Genomic DNA, 24,897 nt, shown 5'->3' on the forward strand with positions numbered 1-24,897 from the left:
CAACCCATTTTCCTCGTTCAGGTTGGTGTCCATGCCCGCGCAGATTGAAGCTTTCCTCGACCCCGCCTCTTCGACCTACAGCTATGTGGTCTATGAAACCGATGGCGGGCAATGTGCAATCGTCGATCCGGTGCTCGATTACGACGGCGCCGCCGGGCGCACCTGCACCGCACAGGCCGATAAAATCATCGCCTTCGTCCGCGCGCACAATCTGCAAGTGCAGTGGCTGCTGGAAACCCATGCCCACGCCGATCACCTGTCCGCCGCGCCTTATCTGCGCCGGGAGCTGGGCGGGAAAATCGCCATTGGTGAATCGATCAGCAAAGTGCAGAACGTGTTCAAGGCGCTGTTCAATCTGGAGCCGGAGTTCTGCGTCGACGGCTCGCAGTTCGATCACCTGTTTGCGCCGAACGAATCATTCCGGATCGGCAATCTCAAGGCTACGGCCCTGCATGTGCCCGGGCATACGCCGGCGGACATGGCCTACTTGATCGACGGCGAACAGATTCTGGTGGGCGACACCCTGTTCATGCCTGATGTCGGCACCGCGCGTTGCGACTTTCCCGGTGGCAATGCCCATCAGTTGTTCAACTCGATTCATAAACTGCTGGCCTTTCCGGCCAGCGTGAAACTCTACGTTTGCCACGATTACCCGCCCGAGGGCCGCGCCGCGCAGTGCCAGACCACGGTCGGTGAGCAGCGCAAAAGCAATATTCATGTGCATGACGGGATCGATGAAGCGGCGTTCGTCGAGATGCGTACAAAACGTGATGCCGGGCTGGGCATGCCGACATTGTTGCTGCCGGCGATTCAGGTCAATGTGCGGGCCGGGAATCTGCCAGCGGCTGAGGACAATGGCGTCGTGTATCTGAAGATCCCGATCAACAAGCTTTAACATCAAAAGATCGCAGCCTGCGGCAGCTCCTACAGTTGGAACGCGTTTTCCCTGTAGGAGCTGCCGCAGGCTGCGATCTTTTGATCTTCACGTCCCCAACGTCAAACCGTTCGCCGGCAGCGGCAATGCAGTTTTGTATCTCACCTGCTTCAGCGCAAAACTCGACCGGATATTTGCCACACCCGGCACTTTGGTCAGGAAGTCCATCATGAAACGCTCAAGTGACTGAATGGTCGGCACCAGGACCCGGATGAGGTAATCCGGGTCTCCGGCCATCAGGTAGCACTCCATCACCTCCGGACGATCGGAAATCGCTTCCTCGAAATGCTGCAACGCCTCCTCCACCTGTTTCTCCAGGCTGACATGGATGAACACGTTCACATGCAGCCCCAGCAGGTCAGCATCCAGCAGCGTCACCTGCTCGCGAATCAGCCCTAATTCCTCCATCGCCTTGACCCGGTTGAAGCACGGTGTCGGCGACAGATTGACCGAGCGTGCGAGGTCGGCGTTGGTGATGCGCGCATTCTCCTGAAGGCTGTTGAGAATGCCGATGTCGGTACGGTCCAGTTTGCGCATGAGACAAAACCACCTGCTTTTTATGTTTATGCAGAATTTCTATCTGCAAATCATCTCCAGCGCAACGAAACAGAGATAAATATTCTTCTTGCCCGGGCCTATGATTGTTGTAGGACAAGATTTCTTCTACCGAAGAATGACTGCCAGCTCACTACAAGAAATTCACAAGATCGAGCGTAGAAGCCATGACCCAAGCGTATGAACCGCTGCGTCTGCACGTCCCTGAACCCTCGGGCCGTCCAGGCTGCAAAACCGACTTTTCCTACCTGCATCTGACCGATGCCGGTACGGTGCGCAAACCTTCCATTGATGTCGAACCTGCCGACACCGCCGACCTGGCGCGTGGGCTGATTCGCGTGCTCGACGATCAGGGCAACGCCCTCGGCCCCTGGGCCGAAAACGTCCCGGTCGAGATCCTTCGCAAGGGCATGCGCGCCATGCTCAAGACGCGGATCTACGACAACCGCATGGTGGTCGCCCAGCGTCAGAAAAAAATGTCGTTCTACATGCAGAGCCTCGGCGAAGAAGCCATCGGCAGTGCTCAGGCATTGGCCTTGAACATCGACGACATGTGCTTCCCGACTTATCGCCAGCAAAGCATTCTGATGGCACGCGAAGTGCCGCTGGTCGACCTGATCTGCCAACTGCTGTCCAACGAGCGCGATCCGCTCAAGGGCCGTCAGTTGCCGATCATGTACTCGGTCAAGGACGCCGGTTTCTTCACCATCTCCGGCAACCTCGCCACCCAGTTCATTCAGGCCGTCGGCTGGGGCATGGCTTCGGCGATCAAGGGCGACACGAAAATCGCTTCGGCGTGGATCGGTGACGGCGCTACCGCCGAATCGGACTTCCACACCGCCCTCACCTTCGCCCACGTTTATCGCGCGCCGGTGATCCTCAACGTGGTGAATAACCAGTGGGCGATCTCGACCTTCCAGGCCATCGCCGGTGGTGAAGCCACCACCTTCGCCGGACGCGGCGTCGGTTGCGGCATCGCCTCGCTGCGCGTGGATGGCAACGACTTCTACGCGGTGTACGCCGCTTCTGCCTGGGCTGCCGAACGCGCCCGCCGCAACCTCGGCCCGACCATGATCGAGTGGGTCACCTACCGCGCGGGCCCGCACTCGACTTCCGACGATCCATCCAAATACCGCCCTGCCGATGACTGGAGCCACTTCCCGCTCGGCGACCCGATCGCCCGTCTCAAACAGCACCTGATCAAGGTCGGCCACTGGTCAGACGAAGAGCACGCCGCCGTCAGCGCCGAGCTTGAAGCCGAAGTGATTGCCGCGCAGAAACAGGCCGAACAGTACGGCACCCTTGCCGGCGGCCAGATTCCAAGCGCCGCGACCATGTTCGAAGACGTTTACAAAGAGATGCCGGAGCACTTGAAGCGCCAGCGTCAGCAGTTGGGGATCTGACATGAACGATCACAACAACAATATTCAGTTGGAAACCGCCATGACCACGACCACCATGACCATGATCCAGGCCCTGCGCTCGGCCATGGATGTGATGCTTGAGCGTGACGACAATGTGGTGGTGTTCGGTCAAGACGTCGGCTACTTCGGCGGCGTGTTCCGTTGCACCGAAGGCCTGCAGACCAAGTACGGCACCTCGCGCGTATTCGACGCCCCGATCTCCGAAAGCGGCATCGTCGGCGTGGCCGTGGGCATGGGCGCTTACGGTCTGCGTCCGGTCGCCGAGATTCAGTTCGCCGACTACGTCTACCCCGCCTCCGACCAGATCATTTCCGAAGCGGCGCGCCTGCGTTATCGCTCGGCCGGCGAGTTCACCGCGCCGATGACCCTGCGCATGCCTTGCGGCGGCGGCATCTACGGCGGCCAGACCCACAGCCAGAGCATCGAGGCGATGTTCACTCAGGTTTGCGGTCTGCGCACGGTCATGCCATCCAACCCGTATGACGCCAAAGGCTTGCTGATCGCCTCCATCGAAAACGATGACCCGGTGATCTTCCTTGAGCCGAAACGTCTGTACAACGGCCCGTTCGACGGCCACCACGATCGCCCGGTAACGCCGTGGTCGAAACACCCGCAAGCCCAGGTGCCGGACGGCTACTACACCGTGCCGCTGGACGTCGCCGCGATCACCCGTCCGGGCAAGGACGTGACCGTGCTGACCTACGGCACCACCGTCTACGTCTCGCAAGTCGCGGCCGAAGAATCCGGCGTTGATGCCGAAGTCATCGACCTGCGCAGCCTGTGGCCGCTGGACCTGGAAACCATCGTCAAGTCGGTGAAGAAAACCGGCCGCTGCGTGGTGGTTCACGAAGCCACCCGCACCTGCGGTTTCGGCGCCGAACTGGTGTCGCTGGTGCAAGAGCATTGCTTCCATCACCTGGAAGCGCCGATCGAACGCGTCACCGGTTGGGACACCCCCTACCCGCACGCGCAAGAGTGGGCGTATTTCCCAGGGCCGTCCCGAGTGGGCGCAGCGCTGAAACGGGTTATGGAGGTCTGAATGGGCACGCACGTTATCAAGATGCCGGACATCGGCGAAGGCATCGCAGAAGTAGAACTGTCGCAGTGGCACGTCAAGGTTGGCGATCTGGTCGTTGAGGATCAGGTGCTGGCGGACGTGATGACCGACAAGGCGATGGTCGATATTCCATCGCCGGTACACGGCAAGGTAATTGCCCTCGGTGGTCAGCCGGGTGAAGTGATGGCGGTTGGCAGTGTGCTGATCAGCATTGAAGTTGAGGGTGCTGGCAACCTGAAAGAGTCCGCCGCTCCTGTTGTTACGAAAGAGCCTGTTGCGCCGAAAGTTGAAGCGGTTGTTGAGAGCAAACCTGCTCCAGCCGCCCCACGTCCGACTCCTGTTTGCCAAGGCCCGATGGTTGCCCGCGAAGCGGATGAGCGCCCACTGGCCTCCCCGGCCGTGCGCAAACATGCGCTGGATCTGGGCATTCAACTGCGTCTGGTGCACGGTTCCGGCCCGGCCGGTCGTGTGCTGCACGAAGACCTTGAAGCCTATCTGGCGCAAGATCAGTCCAACGCTTCGGCACCAGTGGCCGCCGCTTACGCCCAGCGTAACGACGAAGAACAGATTCAAGTCATCGGCATGCGCCGCAAGATCGCCCAGCGCATGCAGGACGCCACTCAGCGTGCCGCGCATTTCAGCTACGTCGAAGAAATCGACGTCACCGCGATTGAAGAACTGCGCGCACATCTCAATGAAAAACATGGCGCCAGCCGTGGCAAGTTGACCTTGCTGCCGTTCCTCGTTCGCGCTCTGGTCGTTGCCCTGCGCGACTTCCCGCAGATGAACGCACGTTACGATGACGAAGCCCAGGTCATCACCCGTCTCGGCGCGGTGCATGTCGGCGTCGCCACACAAAGCGATGTTGGCCTGATGGTGCCGGTGGTGCGTCACGCCGAGGCGCGCAGCCTGTGGGACAGTGCTACAGAAATCTCGCGTTTGGCCAACGCCGCGCGTAATGGCAAGGCCAGCCGTGATGAACTGTCCGGCTCGACCATCACCCTGACCAGCCTCGGTGCGCTGGGCGGCATCGTCAGCACGCCGGTGCTGAATCTGCCGGAAGTAGCGATCGTCGGCGTGAACAAAATCGTCGAACGGCCAATGGTCGTCAAAGGCCAGGTGGTGATCCGCAAGATGATGAACCTCTCCAGCTCGTTCGATCACCGCGTGGTCGACGGCATGGACGCGGCGCTCTTCATCCAGGCCATTCGTGGCTTGATCGAACAACCCGCCACTTTGTTTGTGGAGTAAGGCGCGCATGCAATCTCTGAACACTACGCTGCTGATCATTGGCGGCGGCCCCGGCGGCTATGTAACGGCGATCCGCGCCGGACAACTGGGCATCCCGACCATTTTGGTTGAAGGCCAATCGTTGGGCGGCACCTGCCTGAACATCGGCTGCATCCCGTCGAAAGCGCTGATTCATGTGGCTGAGCAGTTTCACCAGACCCGGCATCACAGCCAGCATTCGGCGCTGGGCATCAGCGTTTCGGCGCCGACGCTCGACATCAGCAAAAGCGTCGAGTGGAAGGACGGCATCGTTGATCGCCTGACCACCGGCGTCGCTGCACTGTTGAAGAAGAACAAGGTTCAGGTCATCAACGGCTGGGCCAAAGTCATCGACGGTAAAACCGTGGATGTCGGCGACACGCGCATCCAGTGCGAGCATCTAGTGCTGGCCACTGGTTCGACCAGCGTCAATCTGCCGATCCTGCCGATTGGCGGGCCGATCATCTCCTCCACCGAAGCGTTGGCGCCGAAATCCGTGCCGAAACGTCTGGTCGTGGTCGGCGGTGGTTACATTGGTCTGGAACTGGGCATCGCTTATCGCAAGCTCGGTGCCGAGGTCAGCGTGGTTGAAGCGCAGGATCGAATCCTGCCGGCATATGACGCTGAACTGACGCAACCGGTGCATGACGCGCTGAAGCAACTGGGCGTGAAGCTGTACCTCAAACACAGCGTGCTGGGTTTCGATGGCACCTTGCAGGTGCGCGATCCGGAAGGCGAAACCCTGAACCTGGAAACCGATCAGGTGCTGGTCGCCGTCGGCCGCAAACCGAATACCCAAGGCTGGAACCTCGAAGCGCTGAACCTGGATATGAACGGTTCGGCGATCAAGATCGACAGTCGCTGCCAGACCAGCATGCGCAACGTCTACGCCATCGGCGATCTGAGCGGCGAGCCGATGCTGGCCCACCGCGCCATGGCTCAGGGCGAGATGGTTGCCGAGTTGATCAGCGGCAAAACCCGTGAATTCAACCCGACTGCGATTGCTGCCGTGTGCTTCACCGACCCGGAACTGGTAGTGGTCGGCAAGACGCCGGACGAGGCCAAGGCTGCGGGGCTGGACTGCATTGTTTCGAGTTTCCCGTTCGCCGCCAATGGCCGGGCGATGACGCTGGAGTCAAAAAGCGGCTTCGTGCGCGTGGTCGCTCGTCGGGACAACCATGTGATTGTCGGTTGGCAAGCGGTGGGCGTTGGCGTGTCGGAGTTGTCGACAGCGTTTGCGCAAAGCCTGGAAATGGGCGCGCGGCTGGAAGACATCGGCGGCACGATCCATGCGCATCCAACCCTGGGTGAAGCGGTGCAGGAAGCGGCGTTGCGTGCCCTGGGGCATGCGTTGCACCTGTAGCTGCGTTGATCGTTCCCACGCTCTGCGTGGGAATGCAGCCGGGGACGCTCTGCGTCCCAAAAGCCGAACGCGGAGCGTCCGATGAGGCATTCCCACGCAGAGCGTAGGAACGATCAAGCGTGGGAACGATCAGTGGAGCGAATTCCGGCTGCGAAACCGCTCAAGAATGAAGTATTGTTGTGCCCATCCAAAAAACGTCAGAAGCCTTGAACCGTTTCGGCGGTTGTTCAGTGATAGAGGGTGTCATGGGTAACGAAAGCATCAATTGGGACAAGCTGGGTTTTGATTACATCAAGACCGACAAACGCTATCTGTCGTACTTTCGCGATGGCGAGTGGGACAAAGGCACCCTGACCGAAGATAACGTGCTGCACATCAGCGAAGGCTCGACGGCCCTTCACTATGGCCAGCAATGCTTCGAAGGCATGAAGGCCTATCGTTGCAAGGACGGCTCGATCAATCTGTTCCGCCCGGACCAGAACGCCCTGCGCATGCAACGCAGCTGCGCGCGTCTGCTGATGCCGACGGTCGACACCGAGCAGTTCATCGAAGCCTGCAAAGCCGTGGTTCGCGCCAACGAACGCTTCATTCCGCCATACGGCACCGGCGGCGCGCTGTACCTGCGTCCGTTCGTGATCGGCGTGGGTGACAACATCGGCGTGCGCACGGCACCCGAGTTCATCTTCTCGATCTTCTGCATCCCGGTCGGCGCCTACTTCAAGGGCGGCCTGACCCCACACAACTTCCAGATCTCCAGCTACGACCGCGCCGCCCCACAAGGCACCGGCGCAGCCAAGGTCGGCGGCAACTACGCGGCCAGCCTGATGCCGGGCTCGAAAGCCAAGAAAGCCAACTTCGCCGACGCGATCTATCTGGACCCGATGACCCACACCAAGATCGAAGAAGTCGGTTCGGCCAACTTCTTCGGGATCACCCACGACAACAAGTTCATCACCCCGAACTCGCCGTCGGTTCTGCCAGGCATCACCCGCCTGTCGTTGATCGAACTGGCCAAGACCCGTCTGGGCCTGGAAGTGGTTGAAGGTGATGTGCTGATCGACAAGCTGTCGGACTTCAAGGAAGCCGGCGCTTGCGGTACGGCTGCGGTGATCACCCCGATCGGTGGTATCAGCTACAACGACCATCTGCACGTGTTCCACAGTGAAACCGAAGTCGGCCCGGTGACCCAGAAGCTCTACAAAGAGCTGACTGGCGTGCAGACCGGCGACATCGAAGCGCCAGCGGGCTGGATCGTCAAGGTTTGATCTGACGGCAATTGATGTAGAAAAGCCCTCCACCGAGTGATTGGTGGGGGGCTTTTTTATGGCGTTTGGCGGGGATTGTTGTGTAGGGCTTGAGATCTTTTCCCCCTCACCCCAGCCCTCTCCCCCAGGGGGGCGAGGGGGAAAGGGAGCCGATCTATGTGGTATTCAAAATCTGAGTTCGACGCGGACTTTCAGGTCGATGGATCAAGTCCAAACACCTCGGTCGGCCCCCTCTCCCTACGGGCGGTCCGACGTTTCGGGAGGGCTGGGGCGAGGGTATGCTTTTAGCTCTTCAAGGCAATCCGTTTGCCTGCACGGTTGGCAATCCCACTCGCCTGCCCATTCTGCTGCTTCCCCATCCGCGCCTGCGTAATCAACCCGGGAATCAACTCCCCCTCCGGCAGATTCTTCCAGAACCGCGCCGGCAAATGCCCCTGCATGACCTTCTCGTTCAACCGCGCTGGATTAAAGATGTGGCTGTAATACGTCAGCCACAAATCCCCATGAGGATCGTCGACGTTCTGCGCCAACTGCTGCCATTCCAGCGGGCATTGACGCTGATGAATCAGTTGCTCGCCATCGTAGTAAACCCCGTCACGCGGCGTGGCGATCAACCAGCGATGGCGGCCCATTCGCCCGATGAAATGCTCACTGGCGTTGTGCAGAATGTCGTGGGCCGGCTCATGCCAAGCCACATATTGCGGACCCGCGCTGGATGAAGGCCGCTCGATGAAACGCACAAACGCATGCAGATGATGAGCTTCCCGATGCACTTGTTTGATCCGTCGCTGCAACTCGCTGCCGAGTTTGTCCCCGGCCATCATCGCGGTACGGTCGCCGTGGCTGACGCGCCACAGCACTTCATACAGCAAACTCCAGCGTTGATCACCGCGATAACGCGAGGCCTGTTCCAGGGTGTCGAGCAGCGCTCGCGGAATACGTGCCTGAAATGGCCCCTGCCCTTCAGGCACCGGCTCATCACTGGCAAACAGATCACCCACACCTTGCGAGGCCCAGCTCACCAGACTCGGATCGACTTCATGGCTCAGCAGCCAGCGCGCCTGCTGGCGCCAGGTGTCGAACAGGTCGTCGCAATCGAGATTGATCATCCCCACAACCCCATCTGCTGCGGCATCGGCCGGTCACGCAATTGCTGATAAAGCATATGGCTGGTGACCTCGGCCTGCTGCGGGTGATAGTCGCTGGTGATGATGAACGGCTTGGCCTTGGCCAGGACGCAGCGCATGCGCGCGACGTCTTCGTAACGGATGCGCCGCTGGCGGCGCAGCTCGACTAGACGTTCGGTGGTGCGCAAGCCAATACCGGGAATACGCGCAATCAGGGAAGCTTCGGCACGGTTCAGATCGAGCGGGAACACTTCGCGGTTCTGCAACGCCCAGGCCAGTTTCGGGTCGATGTCCAGCGCCAGATTACCCGGTCCCTTGAGCAATTCATCAGCACTGTAGCCGTAGCTGCGCAGGAGAAAATCGGCCTGATACAAACGGTGTTCGCGCATCAGCGGCGGCGCGGCCAGCGGCACGCTTTTCGGGCTGTCGGGAATCGGGCTGAAGGCCGAATAGTAGACCCGGCGCAGACGGAAATTGCCGTACAAGGCCTGTGCGCTGTGAAGGATGGTGCTGTCATCGGTGTCGTCGGCGCCGACAATCAACTGTGTGCTCTGCCCGGCCGGGGCGAACTTCGCCGAGCGCGGTTCGTTCAACACGGTCTGCACGCCAGTGTAGATGGTGTTCATCGCCTGTTTGATCGAAGTGATGTCCTTCTCCGGCGCCAGCACTTGCAGGCTGGCATCGGTGGGCAGTTCGATATTGACGCTCAGGCGATCGGCGTAGCGGCCAGCCTCTTCAATCAATGCCGGATCGGCTTCGGGAATGGTCTTGAGATGGATGTACCCGCGAAACTCATGCTCTTCACGCAGCAGCTTCGCCACCCGCACCAGTTGCTCCATGGTGTAGTCCGCCGAACGAATGATGCCGGAACTGAGAAACAGCCCGCTGACGCAGTTACGCCGGTAGAAATCCATGGTCAGCGCCACGACTTCCTCGGGGGTGAAACGAGCGCGCGGAACATCGCTGGAGCGGCGGTTGACGCAGTATTGGCAATCGTAAAGGCAGAAATTGGTCAGCAGAATCTTCAACAACGACACGCAGCGCCCGTCCGGCGTGTAGCTGTGGCAGATGCCCATGCCATCTGTCGAGCCCAGCCCGCTCTTGCCTTCGGAGCTGCGCTTGGGCGCGCCGCTGCTCGCGCAGGAGGCGTCGTACTTGGCGGCGTCGGCGAGGATGCTCAGCTTGTCGATGATTTGCATGGCGCGGGCTCTATACTGTTTGTATATACAGTATAGGGTCGACAGCGGTGATACAAGGTGGCAGATGCGCCCCTCGTCGGTCAGAAGCTGAAAATCAAAAGATCGCAGCCTTCGGCAGCTCCTACAGGGATTCGGGACGGTCGGAATTTATCGGGTGGGCACGCTTTACGGCTGGCTGCGATCTTTTGATCTGCCCGTCTACCGGTAACTCAACGCCAAACCGCGCACCGATCTCCTTGCGCCCCGCCGCCGTCAACGCCAGCGCCCGACTGTCCAGATCCTGGGTCACCCACTTGCGCTTCAACGCGGTCTGCAACAGCGCCGCCCCCAGCGAACCACCGAGATGCGGCCGGCGCATGCTCCAGTCCAGGCACCGACAGGCAAACTTGCGGCGCAGGCTGGTCAAATCCTGCACGTCTATTCCCAAACCAAGAAACAACGCCTCGCCGGTGTCACTCAAACGATACGCCTGCTCGTCGCTTGCCACCAACCAACCGCCCTCGATCAAACGGTCATGCAGCAACACCGCCAGCGTCCCGGCCATGTGGTCGTAGCAAGTGCGGGCGAATTGCAGGCGATCCGGTGTGTGCGCCTTGAACGTCGGCGCGGCGTTCTGGCCAATCACCATCAACGCTTCCAGCGCCTGCGCCACGCGCTGATCGGCGAGGCTGTAATAGCGATGACGGCCCTGAACATGCAGGCGCAGCAGTGCCAGGTCCTTGAGTTTCGCCAAGTGCACACTGGCGGTCGAGGCGCTGACTTCGGCGATCGTCGCCAATTCAGTGCTGGTGCGGGCGTGGCCGTCCATCAGCGAACAGAGGATTTTCGTTCGCGCCGGCTCGGCGATGGCGGCAGCCACTTGGGAAACGCCGATGTCTTGATGCTCTGCGTGCATAGTTCGCTCCCGGACGAATCATCGTCGTTGCGCAGTGGAGATAGTAGCAACACTTTCCCCGCCGACAAGGATGCAAACCATGAACCCGATCAGCGCCGCAACGCACGCCGATCCTTATCCCTACTACGCCGAACTGCGCGCAGCAGGTGGACTGACGTTTCATCCAAAGCTGAAACTGTGGGTCGCCAGCAGCGCCCGGGCGGTGTGTGCGGTGTTGGCCCACGCCGATTGCCGGGTGCGTCCGGCGCAGGAGCCGGTGCCCAAAGCAATTGCCGAAAGCATGGCAGGCAAAGTCTTTGGCCAACTGATGCGCATGAATGACGGCGAACGCCAGCGCTGCCCACGCGCTGCCATTGAGCCTGAGTTGGCCTCGCTCGACCTTGAGGCCGTCGACAGACTGGTCGCCGCGCGGCTGATCACCGCGGACGCCGACGGGGTGTACAAGGCAATGCTTCGTGGCCCGGTGTGCGTGGTCGCGGCGCTGCTGGGGTTCACCCCGGCGCAAGCGCGGGCGATCAGTGAATTGACGGCGGATTTCGTTGCCTGCCTGTCGCCGTTGAGCAATGACCAGCAACTGGCCGCAGCAGAGGCGGCGGCTGAACAACTGCGCGGTGACTTCATCGAATTGCTCGCCGAGCCAGCCAGCCCGTTGCTCAGTGCAATCCAGCAGCGCTTCACCGGCGATGAGGAAACCTTGATCGCCAACCTGATCGGCCTCTGTTCACAGACGTTCGAAGCCTGCGCCGGCCTGATCGGCAATACGCTGCTGGCGCTACGTCGGCAGCCAGCGTTGCGCGGCGAATCCATCGAAGCACTGCTCAGCGAAGTCCAGCGCTTCGACCCGCCCGTGCAGAACACCCGGCGCTTTGTCGCCGCGTCCTGTGAGATTGCTGGAGTACGTGTCGAAACGGGCGATGTGATTCTAGTGCTGCTGGCCTCGGCCAATCGAGATCCGGCGCTCAACGAACAGCCGGAGCAGTTTCTGCCACAGCGCGCCAACCGCCGCAGTTTCAGTTTTGGCAGTGGCCGGCATCAGTGTCCGGGGCAAGCGTTGGCGATGAGTATTGCCGGGGCGACGGTGAGGGAAATACTTGGGCGTGGCATCGATCTGAATCGCTTGAACTGGCACTACCGGCCTTCGCTCAATGGGCGCGTTCCAATGTTTAGCGATGTCGGCGCCTGAAACTCCGCATTCGCGAGCAGGCTCGCTCCCACAAGGTTACGAGGTGTACACACTGTTGAAATCACCTTGGAAACTGTGGGAGCGAGCCTGCTCGCGAAGAGGCCAGCCCAATCACTGCAAAATATGGCTCAAGCCGCCCACTGCAAAATCAACCAGCTGTTAGCGCCGCTGATCACCACAAACAAGCCCCACGCCAACACCCGGGTTGGCCAGCGGTTCACAAAGGGTCCCATCAGCTTTTTATCATTGGTCATGCGAATCAATGGGTACAAGGCAAACGGCAACTGCAGACTCAACACCACCTGACTCAGCACCAGCAATTTGCCGATCGCGTTATCGCCCATCAGCCACACGCCAATAAACGCCGGAATCAACGCCAGTCCGCGAGTGATCAAACGTCGCTGCCAGCACGGAATCCGCAGGTTCAGGTAACCCTCCATGATCACTTGGCCGGCGATGGTACCGGTGAAGGTCGAACTCTGCCCCGATGCCAGCAGCGCGACGCCGAACAACACGCTGGCCAGCGCGCCGCCCACCAGCGGGTCTAGTAAGTGGTAGGCGTCCTGAATATCCACCACCTCGGTGTGCCCGGACTGGTGAAAAGCCGCCGCAGCGAGAATCAGGATCGCCGCATTGACCAGCAACGCCAGGGCCAGCGAACCAATGGTGTCGATGCGCGCCAGTTTCACCGCGTCCTGCTTGCTTGCGAGGTCCTTGCCGATCATCCGCGTCTGCACGATCGAGGTATGCAGATAGAGGTTATGCGGCATCACCGTCGCGCCGAGAATACCGATGGCCAGGTACAACGGCGCCGCCTCGCTGATCGCCGCCAGCGACGGTTTGAAACCTTGGGCGACGTCCGGCCAGTAGGGTTTGATCAACAGCAGTTCGACGAAGAAACACACGCCAATGGTCGCGACCAATACCAGCATGATTGCTTCCAGACGGCGGAAGCCGCGATTTTGCAGGGCCAGCACCAGCAAGGTGTCGAACGCCGTCAGGGCAATGCCGAAGGTCAGCGAACAGCCGAGCAGCAAATGGAACGCCAGCGCACACCCAAGCACTTCGGCCAGATCGGTGGCGATAATCGAGATTTCCGCCAACACCCACTGCAAGCGCGCAGTCGGCGTGCTGTAGCGCTCGCGGGACAGTTGCGCCAGATCGCGCCCGGTGGCGATGCCGAACCGCGAACACAGGCATTGCACGACCATGCCCGCCAGACTCGCCAGCAACACCACAAACAACAGGCTGTAACCGAAGCGTGAACCGGCCTCGATGGCGGTGGCCCAGTTGCCCGGATCCATGTAACCGATAGACACCAGCAACCCGGGGCCGGCGAAACGCAGCACGCGTTTGAAGAACGAGGCATTGGGATCTACCGCGACACTGCCAGCCACTTCCGGCGGGCAAAACGGCGCGGTGGCGATTTTGGGCAAGCTGAATTTCACGCACACATCCAGAAACAAATCGGAAAGACGCAGCTTAGACGTTTCAGCCGAAGCCTAGAAGATCAAAAAAATCTATCGACTCACACCCAACAACTGCTCACGCAACTCGGGATTGCGCGTACGCGGATCGAGCCAGATATCAAAAAACGCCCGGGCAAACAGCGGGTCATCGATCTCATGCTGTAATTGCTGGCCGACAAAAAACCGCGCGCCCTGCCCTGGCAGATAGACCCCAGTAATCCGCGTGCCAGCCTGCACATCGACGAACGATTGCTGCATCTGTACCTGCCAACCGGCCAATTGCGTCGGGCTGACGCTACTCCCTGACAGTCGTTTGATTTCATCGACGCTGGCCTTGACCAGGTCGTCGCGAGAAATCTTGCGACGGTAAATCAACTCCAGCGCAAACGGCTGGTCGTCGTCCAAGGGCCGCGCGGCGCTCCACAGGCGTGCGTTGTAGACATCGAACCCGAACACGCTGAAATCACCGGTGCCGATGATCTGCGCGCCGGGCACGGCGTCCTGCCAATTGGCCCAGGTCGGCGTCAGCAACAACGCCCACAAGCCGATGCCGCAGCATCCTCGCACCAGCTTCGGTGTTCTTCTCATCGCGGCATCGACTCCGGTAAACCCTGATACACACAGCATAGCCGGGTATCGCCCTCGATAGTTTGTATACAAAAACTGCGCACATAGGCAGCAATCGCCGATCGACAATGCTACCGTGGCCTACCCTCAACGGACGGAGACACCTGCGTGCTGATCCTCAAACTGCTGCTGATTCCCGGTTTTCTGCTGCTGATTTCCCTGGCAGGCAAACGCTGGGGGCCGAGCGTAGCCGGGTGGCTGTCGGGATTGCCGGTGGTGGTCGGGCCGATTCTGTTTTTCCTCGCCATCGAGCAGGGTCCGGCGTTTGCCGCGCAATCAGCGGTGGCGGCGTTATCGGCGATGTTCGCGATGATTGCGTTCTGCATCACCTATGCGCAGGTCGCGCAACGGGCGAACTGGCCGTTGGCGCTGACGGCGTCGCTGTCGGTGTGGGCCGTCATCGCGGGGGTGTTGTCACTGATCCCGGCGTCGCTGCCGTTTTCCGTGGCGGTGGCGGCAATTGCGCTGCTGGCATCGCCGTATCTGTTCCCTACGGTGCAACCGGTGTTGAACGGCCCGGCGCCGAAGTCGGACAAACTGATCTGGCGAATGGTCGCCGGCGCCGCGTTGACACTGGTGGTGACGATGCTCGCCAGCACCGTCGGCGAGCGCTGGAGCGGTTTGCTCGCGGTGTTCCCGGTACTCGGCAGTGTGATGGCGGTGTTCTCGCAACAAACGCGCGGCCCGGCATTTACCGCCGCATTGTTACGGGCGACGGCGACCGGCATGTATTCGTTTTCGGCGTTTTGTCTGGTCTCGGCGCTGACCTTGCCAAGCATGGGGCTGAGTGGATTCGCCGTCGGTGTCGCGGTGTCGGTGGCCATGCTCGGCATAACCAAACGCCTGTTGGCCCGTCCGTTGGCGAAAGCGCAGGCGCAGTAACCGCTCAGACGATTCGCGCTGGAACGCCCGCCCTCCTCCGTGGGATGATCGCCCGCCTCGCGCGACCATCCACCGGAGATTCACATGTCATTGTTGAGCAAAAAAGCCGTCGTCCTGCTGGTGGCGGCCCTCGCCGGTTTCGGCGCCCTTCACGCGCAAGCGGCCAAGGAAAAAGCCAGCGCCGAGAAAGTCTCGATGCTCGATGGCAAGTTCACTTTTGTGCTGCCTAAAGGTTTCATCGCCGACCCGCTGCCGGCCAGCCCGAGCGGGACCAAGGGCACGATGTACACCAACGAGGCCACAAAAACCGTGGTCATTACCGCTGAAAACCAAATCCCCGAAGGCCAGCACGTCAAGGACAACGACGGCCAGTTCCTCGACAGCACCGTCTCGAGCTTCATCGACGACCAACGCAAGGCCCTGCCGGACTTCAACAAACTCAGCGAAAAAAGCCTGACCCAGAAAGGCACCGGCCTTGGCCTGCGTCAGGTCGACAGCACCGCGACCCAGGGCGGTGGCCAGACCCTCAACACCACGCTGATGGCCGGCTCCGGCACGAAGATGGCGTTGGTGCAGGTGATCTCCCGCGCCAGCGACAAGAAAGGTCACGATGCTTTGGTGAAAACCATCCTCAAGGATTGAGCTGCTGCAGCCAGCCACTCAAGTCGCGCAGCTCGGCCGCACTGATACTGTGGCCGACGCCGGGATAGGCATGGAACTGCGGCTTGTAACCGAGTTTATGTAGTTGCGTGTTGGCCTCGGTGCCGTTTTTATACGGCACCGGATCATCGGCGGTGCCGTGGCCGATAAAGATACTCAGCGGCAACGGCTGCTGCTCGCCTTTGAGTTCAGCTTTCAACACTGGCAATAAACGCCCGCTCAACGCAGCGATCCCGCCGACAGCGACTGGCGGCCGCAGCCCCACTTCGTAGGTCATCATCGCGCCCTGGCTGAAACCGATCAGGTACACCTTGCTCGGGGTGGTGTGATATTTCTGCGCCGCTTGCGCGACAAAATCGCGCAGTTTCTGGCCACTGACCTTCAGATCATCGGTCTCGCCGTTGTAGGCACCTTCGCCTTTCTTGCGAAACCACTGGAAACGTCCTTCGCCCAACGACAACGGCGCCTGCACCGACAGGTAGTTGTATTGCGCCGGGAGCTGGAATTTCATGCCGATCAGATCGGCTTCGTTACTACCGTAGCCGTGAAGAAAAATCACCAACGGACGCGCCTCGGCGTCGGCGTGCACCTGTTCGATGTACTTGAGTGGCAGATCGGATTGCAGCGTGGTTTGCGCCTGCACGGCGCTGGACGCCAGCAGGGTCAAGAGAGAAAAGACCTTCAACATAGAGCCTTCCTTTCACAGAGTGTCGGGTTCGGGGGGGAGCCTAACATCCTGCGGCGTGGATCCAAATTCGGTGGTGCTGCTGATGCCGCCATCGCGAGCAGGCTCACTCCTACATTTGGAATGCGTTCCCCTGTAGGAGTGAGCCTGCTCGCGATGAGGCCATTAGCCCCAACGAAGATCCGTCAGTCGTTCGTCAACTTACCCGTCCGAAACGCCACCCGCCCCGCCACTTTCGCCTGCCAGATCCCCGGCTCGGTATAGCGCCCGCGATCCAGCGCAAACAACACGCCACTGGTGCCCGCGCGCACGGTGGTGACGCGATCCTGCAACGGATCCACCACCTCAAACAACGCATCGCCCTGCTCCACCCATTCGCCGGCATTGCGCAGAAAACTGACCACGCCATGATGCGGCGCGAACAGGTATTCGGTGCCCTCGAACGGCAGGCCTTCACAGCACTCGCTCGGCGCTGCCGGCCACTCGCCGCTGATGAAACCCTGCTCCGCGAGGAAGCCGAGAATCGCCTCACAATTGGCTTGAGCCTGATCGACCCGGGTATCGCCCATGCTACCCAGTTCCAGCGTGGTCGCCAGATTCGCCGCAGGAATCGCGGCATTCGGGAATGCCCGCGCCAGACGCAGCCAAGGCGTCGAGCAGGATTCATCGAACGAGCTGCCACCGGAATCTTCACACAGCAGCGCCACGCCGGCCTTCAAGCGCGCCGCCAGCGATTGCCACTGTGGCCAGTGCTGCGGCAGCGCGTACAAGTGAATCGCCGCGTCGAAATCGCAATGCAGATCGAGGGTGATGTCGGCATCACAGGCATGGCGCAACAGCAAGCGATGCAACGCTTCCAGTTGCGAGGCCGGGGCCGGCAGGTCTTCGAACACTTGACCCATGGCTTGGCGGATCAGCGCAACGTTGGCCTCGGCATCCGCGCCCAGACGCTCACCGATCAACGTCCCGACCGGTGCGCTGAGTTCGACGAAGGCGCGGTTGAAATTCTTGCCGCTGCCCAGCTCGAAGCGGCCCATGTGCGCGCCTTGCAGGTGTTGATCGAGGCCGATCGGGTTGGCCACCGGTACCAGTTCGATCACGCCCTGCAAACGGTCTTGCTGTTCGAGCTCATTGAGGCGTTGCTTGAGTTCCCAGGCGGTGCGCATGCCCGGCAGTTCATCGGCGTGCAGGCTGGCCTGGATGTAAACCTTGCGGGTGCCCGCGCCGTAGCGAAACACGCTGAGCGAGCGCTCGCTGCCCAAGTGGCTCCAGGGCAGAACATGGTCGATGCGTTGCATGGGTAACTCCTCAATATCTGGATCACAAAGATCCCCTGTAGGAGTGAGCCTGCTCGCGATAGCGGTGGGTCAGCCAACACATTCATTGAATGACACACCGCTATCGCGAGCAGGCTCACTCCTACAAGGGTCTCATCACAATTAGAGCGCAAAAAAAGTGGCCACCGCGCAAACGGGGCCACTTTTTTCTACGGCGTATTAATGGCCGTACACATCAAAGTCGAAGTACTTGTCCTGGACTTTCTTGTACTCGCCATTGGCGCGGATTTCGGTGATGGCTTTGTTGAATTGCTCGGCCAGCGCGGTATCGCCCTTGCGCACTGCAATGCCGGCGCCGCCACCGAAGTACTTGGCGTCTTCGTAGGTTGGGCCAACGAATTCAAAACCTTTACCCGCGTCGGTTTTCAGGAAACCGTCGCTGAGGTTGACCGAGTCAGCCAGCATCGCGTCGATACGCCCGGAAACCATGTCGAGGTTGGCTTCCTGTTGCGAGCCGTAACGCACCAGGTCGATCCCGGCTGGCACCAGCACTTCGGTGGCGTAACGGTCGTGGGTGCTGGCACGCAGCACACCGACTTTCTTGCCCTTGAGCTCGGTCAGCGGGTCTTTGACACCGGAGCCTTCCTTCATCACGAAGCGCGCCGGGGTGTGGTAGTACTTGATGGTGAAATCGACGTTTTTCTTGCGGTCGTCGGTGATGGTCATCGACGACAGAATCGCGTCGATCTTCTTCACTTTCAACGCCGGGATCAGGCCATCGAATTCCTGCTCGACCCAAGTGCATTTGACTTTCATCTGCGCGCACAGCGCATCGCCGATATCGACGTCGAAACCGGCGAGTTTGCCGTCAGGGGTTTTCATCGAGAATGGTGGGTAACCGGCTTCGATACCGATGCGGATCGGCTTGGCGTCTTCGGCCACGGCGGTCAGGGACAACATCGACAGTGCCAGGGCACCGAACATCACTAGCTTCTTCATTTATAACTCCTGTGTGCGGAGGCTTTTATTGGCAGCTTTCGATTCAGCGTTCGGTCATGGCCAATTGGCTACAAACACCGAAGTGGCCGGCAGTCTATGGCGGCGCGCACAGGGTAAATTGTGTTTAAGCGACAAATACTTATGAAAGATCGGCGCACCGATTGACCGGGGTCAACGGGTGCGCCGTCGTGGTGCAAAGGCTGTAGGACAAGCGCATTTCCAGCGCAGAAAAACGCTGACTTCCCTGTAGGAGCTGCCGCAGGCTGCGATCTTTTGATCTGGCTTTTTAAACATCAAGATCAAAAGATCGTCCGAACGCGGCCCGAGCCTGCGGCAGCTCCTACAAGGGGATCAGCATTCGCAGCCGATGGCGGTTTTGACGACTGGCTCAACGCTCAGTTGAAAGCCTTCATCCAGCCATCCGGTAACCCCGCCGATCATCTCCTTGACCGGATACCCCAGCGCTGCCAGTTTCACCGCTGCCTTGTTCGCGCCATTGCAGTGCGGGCCGGCGCAATAGACCACGAACAGCGTGGTTTTCGGGTAGCTGGCCAGTTCCGCGGCCGTCAGCAAACGGTTCGGAATATTGATCGCACCCGGCACGTGCCCGCGCTCAAAGGCCAGCGGCCCACGGACATCGACCAGGACAAAATCAATCTCGCCAGCCTCTTGGCTACTGAACACGTCGGAACAATCGGTTTCGAAAGTCAGACGACTACTGAAGTGCATCAGGGCGATCGCCGACGGCGCCGCAGGGATGTCGCGAACCAGACTGACCATGGGTGTTGCTCCTTTATCTGAACGGGTGTGAACAGACTTTATCGAGCGGCCGCTTGCGGCTACAGTGGCGCACAAGACACTCACCGGGAATTTTCCGCCAAATGCCGACATCACCAGGTTTGGTCGCAATTCTGGCCTACGACGGCCTCTGCACATTCGAGTTCGGCATCGCCGTGGAGGTCTTCGGCCTGACCCGGCCGGAGTTCGATTTCCCGTGGTACACCCACGCCATTGCGGCGGTCGATCAAGGCCCGATGCGCGCCTTGGGCGGCATTCAGGTGCTGGCCGATGGCGGCCTGGAATTGTTGGCCGAGGCGCGCACCATCATCATTCCCGGCTGGCGCGACCGCAACGCGGCGGTGCCTCCAGCATTGATCGACGCGTTGCGTCAGGCCCATGCCCGGGGCGCGCGCTTGCTGTCGATCTGCTCCGGTGTATTTGTGCTGGCGGCCACCGGCCTGCTCGACGGCCACGGCGCCACCACGCATTGGCGTTACACGGCGGAACTGGCGCAGCGCTTCCCGGCGATTGCTGTCGATGCCGATGTGCTTTACGTCGATTCCGGTCAGTTGATCACCTCGGCCGGCAGCGCTGCCGGGATCGATGCCTGCCTGCATCTGGTGGCGCGGGACTTCGGCACGCAAGTCGCCAACTCGGTGGCGCGGCGACTGGTGATGTCGCCGCAACGCACCGGCGGCCAGGCGCAGTTCATTCCGACCCCGGTCAGCCTGACGCCGCGCAATGATCTGTCGCGGGTGATGCAGTGGGCGCGCGAGCGTTTGCATGAACCGCTGGAGGTGCGTGATCTGGCCAGTGAAGCGGCGATGAGTGAGCGCACGTTTCTGCGGCGGTTTACCGAGGCCAGCGGGCAGTCGCCGAAGGCGTGGTTGCAGCACGAACGGTTGGCGCGGGCGCGGGAGTTGTTGGAGAGTACGCCGCATAACACCGAGCAGATTGCCGAGCGTTGCGGTTATCGGTCGGTGGAGAGTTTTCGTGTGGCGTTTCGCGGCGTGGTAGGTGTGCCGCCGTCGGTGTATCGGGAGCGGTTTGGGCGGGGCGTGAGGGTTGAATCCTGAGGTGATTTTGAAGGCGCCTTCGCGAGCAGGCTCGCTCCCACAGTTTGGAATGCGTTCCCCCTGTGGGAGCGAGCCTGCTCGCGAAGGCGCCCAGTCAAACGCAGCATCATTTAGACATCAGCCACAAGGCTACAGCGCCTTGCGCCTTTGCCTACAACTACGCCAGAATCCGCCGGCTTGTGCGGCTTGGGGGCTGCCGGTAACTTGGTTCGCGTCACTGAATGTTCAGTGATCGGGTTTAGTCGCTCGGTTTCATCTCTAGCTTGCAAGCAGTTATTCAGTCTGGCATTTCCATGCCTGCACTCAATGGCGGCTATGCGTAGGGCGCTTTCGAGCGCGCCGGTTTAGCTAGGAGTCCGGTCGACTAACCTGCGTATAGCTGCCACCCAATGTTTAGTCGCAAACGGTGTCAGCCTCATTGAGGTTTCCTAGCATATGTTCAAAATCACGCCAAATCCGCCCGAAACAGACGCGGAAATCGATCCAAATCCAACGTCCCCCTACTCCACACCAGGTTCCAGAAAACTCCACGAAGCCGCCGAACGCGCCCTCGACCACTACTTGAAACCCACACCGCCTTCACCACCACGCAAACCCAGCACCATGTTCCTCGTCGACCCGAACACCGGCGCCGAAGACCTCATGGCCCATGCCTGCGAATCCATGGCCTCGGCCAGCATCATGCTCAGCGACTTCGCCGCCCTGCTCGACTCGCCCTACCGCAACACCGTGCTCGGCATCCAGCAAGTGGTCATGCTCGGCGAACTCGCGGTCAACCGCGCCCTCGACAAAATCGACCCCGCCCTGAGGCAATAAACATGTCCAACAAAACCGATGCACAAGTCGTCGCGGCACTGGTGGCCATGGGCTTCAACGAACGCGACGGACGCTGGGCACAGAACGCCTGCCTGGTGCTCTTCGAAAGCGAACGCGAATCCATCGTCGCCTCCGCCGTCACCGCCCTTCCCCAACTCGATGAACTGGAAATCGACGCCGTCTTGCCCGCACTGCGCCGCGTAACCCGCCGGTTCCCCTCACTGCAAAAAACCGTGGCCGACACACTGGCCGAAATGGCCCACGCAGCCTGATTGACCGTGTAATCGTTCTTCGCGAGCAGGCTCGTTCCCACACTAGATCTGCGGTGGCTCATGGAATTTGAGTACGCCGCCGATCCAATGTGGGACCGAGCCTGCTCGCGAAAGCGTTCTTTCTGCATCGGACGCGTGAGTCACGAAGCTCGAAAATCCGCGAGGATAAAGGGTGTGTGGTCACGCAAGTAAACGTCGACATCGTCCAGCGAGTGCAACGCTTCACTGGATGACTCCACGCGCTCTTCATCGTCATGACGAATGACCGTGACGAAAAAGGTTTCTTCCTGTCGGACCAACGTCGCAGTGCGTTTGACCGGCCGCCCATCTTCCTGAGCAAAGGACATCGCACGTACCGTTTCATTTTGCAAAGCTTCAGACACGTCTGCTTTGAGGGCCTTGCGCTTGGCGAGCAGTTCTTTCGCGACTATCCAGCTGCCGACTGCAACGGCAGCGGAAACGAAATACATGTAGTTGTAATTCGATCCTCTGCGCGAGGCATGCCTCTCCACCAGCCAATCGGCAACTTGTGAAACCCACTGCCACACATCCATCGCATTTATTCCCAAGCGTAAAAAAGACCCGGTTTCAATCCTCCCGCGTCAGCACTTCCAACAACTCAATCTCAAACACCAGATTCGAATTCGGCGGGATCTTGCCCATCGTCCGTTCGCCGTACCCCAAATGCGCCGGCACCAGCAATTTGCGCTTGCCCCCCACTTGCATCCCCATCAAGCCCTGATCCCAACCCTTGATCACCCGCCCGGTGCCAATCACGCACTGAAAAGGTTTGCCACGGCTGTAGGAAGAATCGAACTCGCTGCCGTCTTCCAGCCATCCGGTGTATTGGGTGGTGATCAGCGCGCCTTTGACAGCGGCTTTGCCTTCGCCGATCTGAAGATCGATTACCTGCAGTTCATCATTCATAACATTCACTCTATTGTTCAGCCGGCCGCCGTTTTCCCAGAAATGCCGGGGATTGGCAACCTGCCAGCGCAGATCAACATGGTATCCGAACCGAGTAATGAAGCATTAACATAGCCAACCGCCACTACCCCACGGATCGACTCGCCATGCTGGCAGCGCCCGAATGACTCTGTTCTGGATCAGCCTTGCCGTGGGCGCGATCATGCTCGCCGTCATCGCCCTGCTGCTGTGGCGCGAACGCGGTTTGCGCAGGCAGCTCGCGCAGTACCGTGATCTGCTGAGACGGGCCGCCGATGGCCAACACATTCAGCAGGACGGCGACGTCGAGCGTTTCAAGCGTAGCCAGTACTTTGCGCGTATCGGCACTTGGGATTGGGAAGTCGACACGGATCGGCTGTACTGGTCAGATGCGATTTACGGCATGTTCGGCTTCAAGATCGGCGAAATCACCCCGTCCTATGCGCTGTTCTGTTCCTGCGTCCATCCGGACGACCGCACCAAGGTGCGCGAAGGCGAACTGCGCTGCCTGGAGACTGGCGAAAACCACGATGAGGAGTACCGCGTGGTCTGGCCCGACGGCACGATTCGCTGGCTGCGGGAAACCGGCAACGTTGTACGCAACGACCACGACGCGGTGGTGAAAATGATGGGCGTGGTACGCGACATCACCGAAGAAAAAGCCTCGGCCAGTTACCTGCAACACCTCGCCCACTTCGATCCGCTGACCGGCCTGCCCAATCGCCTGGTGCTGGAACAACGCTTGTCGGAAGCGCTGGATCACGCGCGGCAGTCCGAGACACGCGTCGCACTGGTGTTCGTCGACCTCAACGGTTTCAAAACCATCAACGACCGCTACGGCCATGCCGCTGGCGACCGGGTGCTGATCACCATGGCCACGCGGCTGAAACGCATCCTGCGCGCTACCGATACCGTCGCGCGCATTGGCGGCGATGAGTTCGTGGTGATCCTACAAGACCTGGCGCCGAGCCTGAGTTTGCATGACGAAGCGCGCAGCATCTGCCAGAAAATCTTCATCGAACTGTCGCCCCCGATCAGCATCGGCAACGACCAGCGCCACATCGGCACCAGCCTCGGGGTGGCGGTGTTTCCGGACCATGCGACGGCGATGGATCGCTTGCTGCACGTCGCAGATCTGGCGATGTATGAGGCCAAGCGCAGTGGCAATAATCAGTATCGGTTGGGGGGTGGGCAGGTGATGAATCACGTTCGGGTCGAGTAGCTCGATCAGTCCGCAGGCAGGCCAAACGGAACGCCATTGAAGGTATGCGTGCAGCAACGGCAATGAGGCTTCATCTCTTCGACACTCAGCTGCGGATTGACGATTTGCAGCTGCTTTTGCTCATCGACGAAGAGGCCGTTGAAGTAGGCCGACTCGCCCAGTCGCACAATGTCCTTGCGATCGTCTTCGTGGATGGCAACCATCCAGAAAACCGGTTCTGGCCGATCAAGGCGAGATACCGCTTCGCTGAAAATCTCATCCCAATGACCGCCGACGCGGGATAACAGAAAACGAAACAACGGCGTGTAGTCGTAGCCGTGGTGTTTGATGCCATGCATAGAGCCGCGCGTGGCCTCGCTGTGGCTTTGCGCTTTGGTGTTTCGTTGATCACGGTAGTGCCCGCCTGGGTTGTTGCGCCAGACGTTATGGGCGGTGGTGTTTTCTTTGCGATACAGCGGTTTCTTTTCCAACCTGTTGCTCCTGACTTCCCGACATCCAAAACGCCCCAAGGGTTTTACCCGAACGGCGCTCGATTGCAATCAACCGTCCATGGCTGATTATTGCCGGAGATTTAACGCGGGACCGGCTTCATCTCGACAATCGTCCCGTTGGTGATCATCACCATGACGTACTGGTCATTGATCTGTACCCATTGCGCCTGATCAACAGGTTTTTTCAGGCCCTTGGTTTTCCAGTCGATGGCTTTTTCACTGCGCTGATAAATATCCGGGGCGCGGTCGTTGACCTTCAATTCGCGGTCGCTGACCGGGGATTGCACGGCTTGTTCATTTGAGGTTTGCGCCGCTTGAACAAGTGGGCTGATCCCGGCAATGCCGGCGATGAGGGCCAGGCTGGCGATTAGGGTTTTGCTGTTCATCGGTGAACCTCCTGAATTGTGTAGTACCTCAACTCCGAC

General features: G+C 60.1%; 27 protein-coding genes. 13 read left to right on the forward strand and 14 right to left on the reverse strand.

Going from position 1 to position 24,897, the window contains the following annotated elements; genetic code table 11:
- Window positions 1-31: 31 nt before the first annotated feature.
- Window positions 32-895 (forward strand): MBL fold metallo-hydrolase, encoded by an 864-nt coding sequence (locus ACOYXH_RS14090; protein ID WP_258708428.1) that lies wholly within the window; start codon window positions 32-34, stop codon window positions 893-895.
- Between the two features lie 87 nt (window positions 896-982).
- Here ACOYXH_RS14090 and bkdR read toward each other — a convergent pair whose 3' ends face one another.
- Window positions 983-1,471: a Bkd operon transcriptional regulator BkdR gene (gene bkdR, locus ACOYXH_RS14095; RefSeq protein WP_008059350.1), complete on the reverse strand. Its 489-nt coding sequence runs from the start codon at window positions 1,469-1,471 to the stop codon at window positions 983-985.
- A 185-nt stretch (window positions 1,472-1,656) separates the two neighbouring features.
- Between bkdR and ACOYXH_RS14100 the strand changes: the two genes are divergently transcribed.
- From ACOYXH_RS14100 to ACOYXH_RS14120, 5 genes are all read left to right on the forward strand, one after another.
- The gene (locus ACOYXH_RS14100; RefSeq protein WP_016985244.1) at window positions 1,657-2,892 is read left to right on the forward strand and encodes a 3-methyl-2-oxobutanoate dehydrogenase (2-methylpropanoyl-transferring) subunit alpha; all 1,236 of its coding nucleotides are present in this window, start codon (window positions 1,657-1,659) and stop codon (window positions 2,890-2,892) included.
- A gap of 1 nt (window position 2,893) precedes the next feature.
- The gene (locus ACOYXH_RS14105; RefSeq protein WP_003224000.1) at window positions 2,894-3,952 is read left to right on the forward strand and encodes an alpha-ketoacid dehydrogenase subunit beta; all 1,059 of its coding nucleotides are present in this window, start codon (window positions 2,894-2,896) and stop codon (window positions 3,950-3,952) included.
- Window positions 3,953-5,221 (forward strand): dihydrolipoamide acetyltransferase family protein, encoded by a 1,269-nt coding sequence (locus ACOYXH_RS14110; protein WP_258708429.1) that lies wholly within the window; start codon window positions 3,953-3,955, stop codon window positions 5,219-5,221.
- 7 nt (window positions 5,222-5,228) lie between these two features.
- Window positions 5,229-6,602, forward strand: a complete 1,374-nt coding sequence (lpdA, locus tag ACOYXH_RS14115; protein ID WP_258708430.1) for a dihydrolipoyl dehydrogenase — start codon at window positions 5,229-5,231, stop codon at window positions 6,600-6,602.
- 245 nt (window positions 6,603-6,847) lie between these two features.
- On the forward strand, window positions 6,848-7,867 hold the full coding sequence (locus tag ACOYXH_RS14120; RefSeq protein WP_007915073.1) for a branched-chain amino acid aminotransferase: 1,020 nt from the start codon (window positions 6,848-6,850) through the stop codon (window positions 7,865-7,867).
- A 284-nt stretch (window positions 7,868-8,151) separates the two neighbouring features.
- Here ACOYXH_RS14120 and ACOYXH_RS14125 read toward each other — a convergent pair whose 3' ends face one another.
- The 3 genes from ACOYXH_RS14125 to ACOYXH_RS14135 all read right to left on the reverse strand — a co-directional run bounded on the left by ACOYXH_RS14125 (window position 8,152) and on the right by ACOYXH_RS14135 (window position 11,088).
- On the reverse strand, window positions 8,152-8,976 hold the full coding sequence (locus ACOYXH_RS14125) for a TIGR03915 family putative DNA repair protein (protein WP_258708431.1): 825 nt from the start codon (window positions 8,974-8,976) through the stop codon (window positions 8,152-8,154).
- The gene (locus ACOYXH_RS14130) at window positions 8,973-10,193 is read right to left on the reverse strand and encodes a putative DNA modification/repair radical SAM protein (RefSeq protein ID WP_093440974.1); all 1,221 of its coding nucleotides are present in this window, start codon (window positions 10,191-10,193) and stop codon (window positions 8,973-8,975) included. Before ACOYXH_RS14130 ends, ACOYXH_RS14125 begins: the two co-directional genes overlap by 4 nt.
- A 121-nt stretch (window positions 10,194-10,314) precedes the next feature.
- Window positions 10,315-11,088: an ArsR/SmtB family transcription factor gene (locus tag ACOYXH_RS14135; RefSeq protein WP_460410835.1), complete on the reverse strand. Its 774-nt coding sequence runs from the start codon at window positions 11,086-11,088 to the stop codon at window positions 10,315-10,317.
- Between the two features lie 79 nt (window positions 11,089-11,167).
- On the opposite strand from ACOYXH_RS14135, the gene ACOYXH_RS14140 reads away from it, so the two are divergent.
- On the forward strand, window positions 11,168-12,271 hold the full coding sequence (locus ACOYXH_RS14140; RefSeq protein ID WP_258708433.1) for a cytochrome P450: 1,104 nt from the start codon (window positions 11,168-11,170) through the stop codon (window positions 12,269-12,271).
- Window positions 12,272-12,399: 128 nt separating this feature from the next.
- Here the strand turns inward: ACOYXH_RS14140 and ACOYXH_RS14145 are convergent, their stop codons facing one another.
- Window positions 12,400-13,719: an Nramp family divalent metal transporter gene (locus tag ACOYXH_RS14145; RefSeq protein ID WP_258708434.1), complete on the reverse strand. Its 1,320-nt coding sequence runs from the start codon at window positions 13,717-13,719 to the stop codon at window positions 12,400-12,402.
- A gap of 72 nt (window positions 13,720-13,791) precedes the next feature.
- Complete coding sequence (locus ACOYXH_RS14150) at window positions 13,792-14,328, reverse strand: chalcone isomerase family protein (protein ID WP_095048000.1); 537 nt, start codon at window positions 14,326-14,328, stop codon at window positions 13,792-13,794.
- Window positions 14,329-14,475: 147 nt separating this feature from the next.
- Here ACOYXH_RS14150 and ACOYXH_RS14155 point away from each other — a divergent pair, with 147 nt between their 5' ends.
- Complete coding sequence (locus ACOYXH_RS14155; RefSeq protein ID WP_460410836.1) at window positions 14,476-15,249, forward strand: hypothetical protein; 774 nt, start codon at window positions 14,476-14,478, stop codon at window positions 15,247-15,249.
- An 84-nt stretch (window positions 15,250-15,333) separates the two neighbouring features.
- Window positions 15,334-15,891 carry a DcrB/PsbP domain-containing protein gene (locus tag ACOYXH_RS14160; protein ID WP_186624566.1) on the forward strand — a complete coding sequence of 186 codons (558 nt, stop codon included), beginning with the start codon at window positions 15,334-15,336 and terminating at the stop codon, window positions 15,889-15,891.
- Here ACOYXH_RS14160 and ACOYXH_RS14165 read toward each other — a convergent pair.
- The 4 genes from ACOYXH_RS14165 to ACOYXH_RS14180 all read right to left on the reverse strand — a co-directional run bounded on the left by ACOYXH_RS14165 (window position 15,881) and on the right by ACOYXH_RS14180 (window position 19,650).
- Window positions 15,881-16,597, reverse strand: coding sequence for an alpha/beta hydrolase (locus ACOYXH_RS14165; RefSeq protein ID WP_460410837.1), 717 nt, complete (start codon window positions 16,595-16,597; stop codon window positions 15,881-15,883). The two genes, ACOYXH_RS14160 and ACOYXH_RS14165, sit on opposite strands and share 11 nt — an antisense overlap.
- A gap of 182 nt (window positions 16,598-16,779) precedes the next feature.
- The gene (locus ACOYXH_RS14170; RefSeq protein WP_460410838.1) at window positions 16,780-17,892 is read right to left on the reverse strand and encodes a M14 family metallopeptidase; all 1,113 of its coding nucleotides are present in this window, start codon (window positions 17,890-17,892) and stop codon (window positions 16,780-16,782) included.
- A 198-nt stretch (window positions 17,893-18,090) separates the two neighbouring features.
- Window positions 18,091-18,870: an ABC transporter substrate-binding protein gene (locus ACOYXH_RS14175; protein WP_016984244.1), complete on the reverse strand. Its 780-nt coding sequence runs from the start codon at window positions 18,868-18,870 to the stop codon at window positions 18,091-18,093.
- Between the two features lie 351 nt (window positions 18,871-19,221).
- Complete coding sequence (locus ACOYXH_RS14180; protein ID WP_460410839.1) at window positions 19,222-19,650, reverse strand: rhodanese-like domain-containing protein; 429 nt, start codon at window positions 19,648-19,650, stop codon at window positions 19,222-19,224.
- A gap of 101 nt (window positions 19,651-19,751) precedes the next feature.
- Between ACOYXH_RS14180 and ftrA the strand changes: the two genes are divergently transcribed.
- The 3 genes from ftrA (at window position 19,752) to ACOYXH_RS14195 (ending at window position 21,814) form a co-directional block, all read left to right on the forward strand.
- The gene (ftrA, locus tag ACOYXH_RS14185; protein ID WP_460410840.1) at window positions 19,752-20,726 is read left to right on the forward strand and encodes a transcriptional regulator FtrA; all 975 of its coding nucleotides are present in this window, start codon (window positions 19,752-19,754) and stop codon (window positions 20,724-20,726) included.
- Between the two features lie 435 nt (window positions 20,727-21,161).
- Window positions 21,162-21,542, forward strand: a complete 381-nt coding sequence (locus tag ACOYXH_RS14190; RefSeq protein ID WP_095124534.1) for a DUF6124 family protein — start codon at window positions 21,162-21,164, stop codon at window positions 21,540-21,542.
- Window positions 21,543-21,544: 2 nt separating this feature from the next.
- A complete protein-coding gene (locus ACOYXH_RS14195) occupies window positions 21,545-21,814 on the forward strand; it encodes a hypothetical protein (protein WP_095048008.1) in 270 nt (89 codons plus the stop codon).
- A gap of 140 nt (window positions 21,815-21,954) precedes the next feature.
- Here ACOYXH_RS14195 and ACOYXH_RS14200 read toward each other — a convergent pair whose 3' ends face one another.
- Window positions 21,955-22,368, reverse strand: a complete 414-nt coding sequence (locus tag ACOYXH_RS14200) for a hypothetical protein (protein ID WP_258708438.1) — start codon at window positions 22,366-22,368, stop codon at window positions 21,955-21,957.
- Window positions 22,369-22,402: 34 nt separating this feature from the next.
- The gene (locus tag ACOYXH_RS14205; RefSeq protein WP_150650374.1) at window positions 22,403-22,741 is read right to left on the reverse strand and encodes an FKBP-type peptidyl-prolyl cis-trans isomerase; all 339 of its coding nucleotides are present in this window, start codon (window positions 22,739-22,741) and stop codon (window positions 22,403-22,405) included.
- A gap of 163 nt (window positions 22,742-22,904) precedes the next feature.
- Here ACOYXH_RS14205 and ACOYXH_RS14210 point away from each other — a divergent pair, with 163 nt between their 5' ends.
- Window positions 22,905-23,981 carry a diguanylate cyclase domain-containing protein gene (locus ACOYXH_RS14210; RefSeq protein WP_460410841.1) on the forward strand — a complete coding sequence of 359 codons (1,077 nt, stop codon included), beginning with the start codon at window positions 22,905-22,907 and terminating at the stop codon, window positions 23,979-23,981.
- Between the two features lie 5 nt (window positions 23,982-23,986).
- On the opposite strand, the gene ACOYXH_RS14215 is transcribed toward ACOYXH_RS14210, so the two are convergent.
- A complete protein-coding gene (locus ACOYXH_RS14215) occupies window positions 23,987-24,451 on the reverse strand; it encodes a hypothetical protein (protein ID WP_095048012.1) in 465 nt (154 codons plus the stop codon).
- A gap of 101 nt (window positions 24,452-24,552) precedes the next feature.
- A complete protein-coding gene (locus ACOYXH_RS14220) occupies window positions 24,553-24,858 on the reverse strand; it encodes an RcnB family protein (protein ID WP_258708440.1) in 306 nt (101 codons plus the stop codon).
- Between the last annotated feature and the right edge of the window lie 39 nt (window positions 24,859-24,897).

It is taken from the genome of Pseudomonas sp. Mb7 (genome assembly GCF_054790525.1).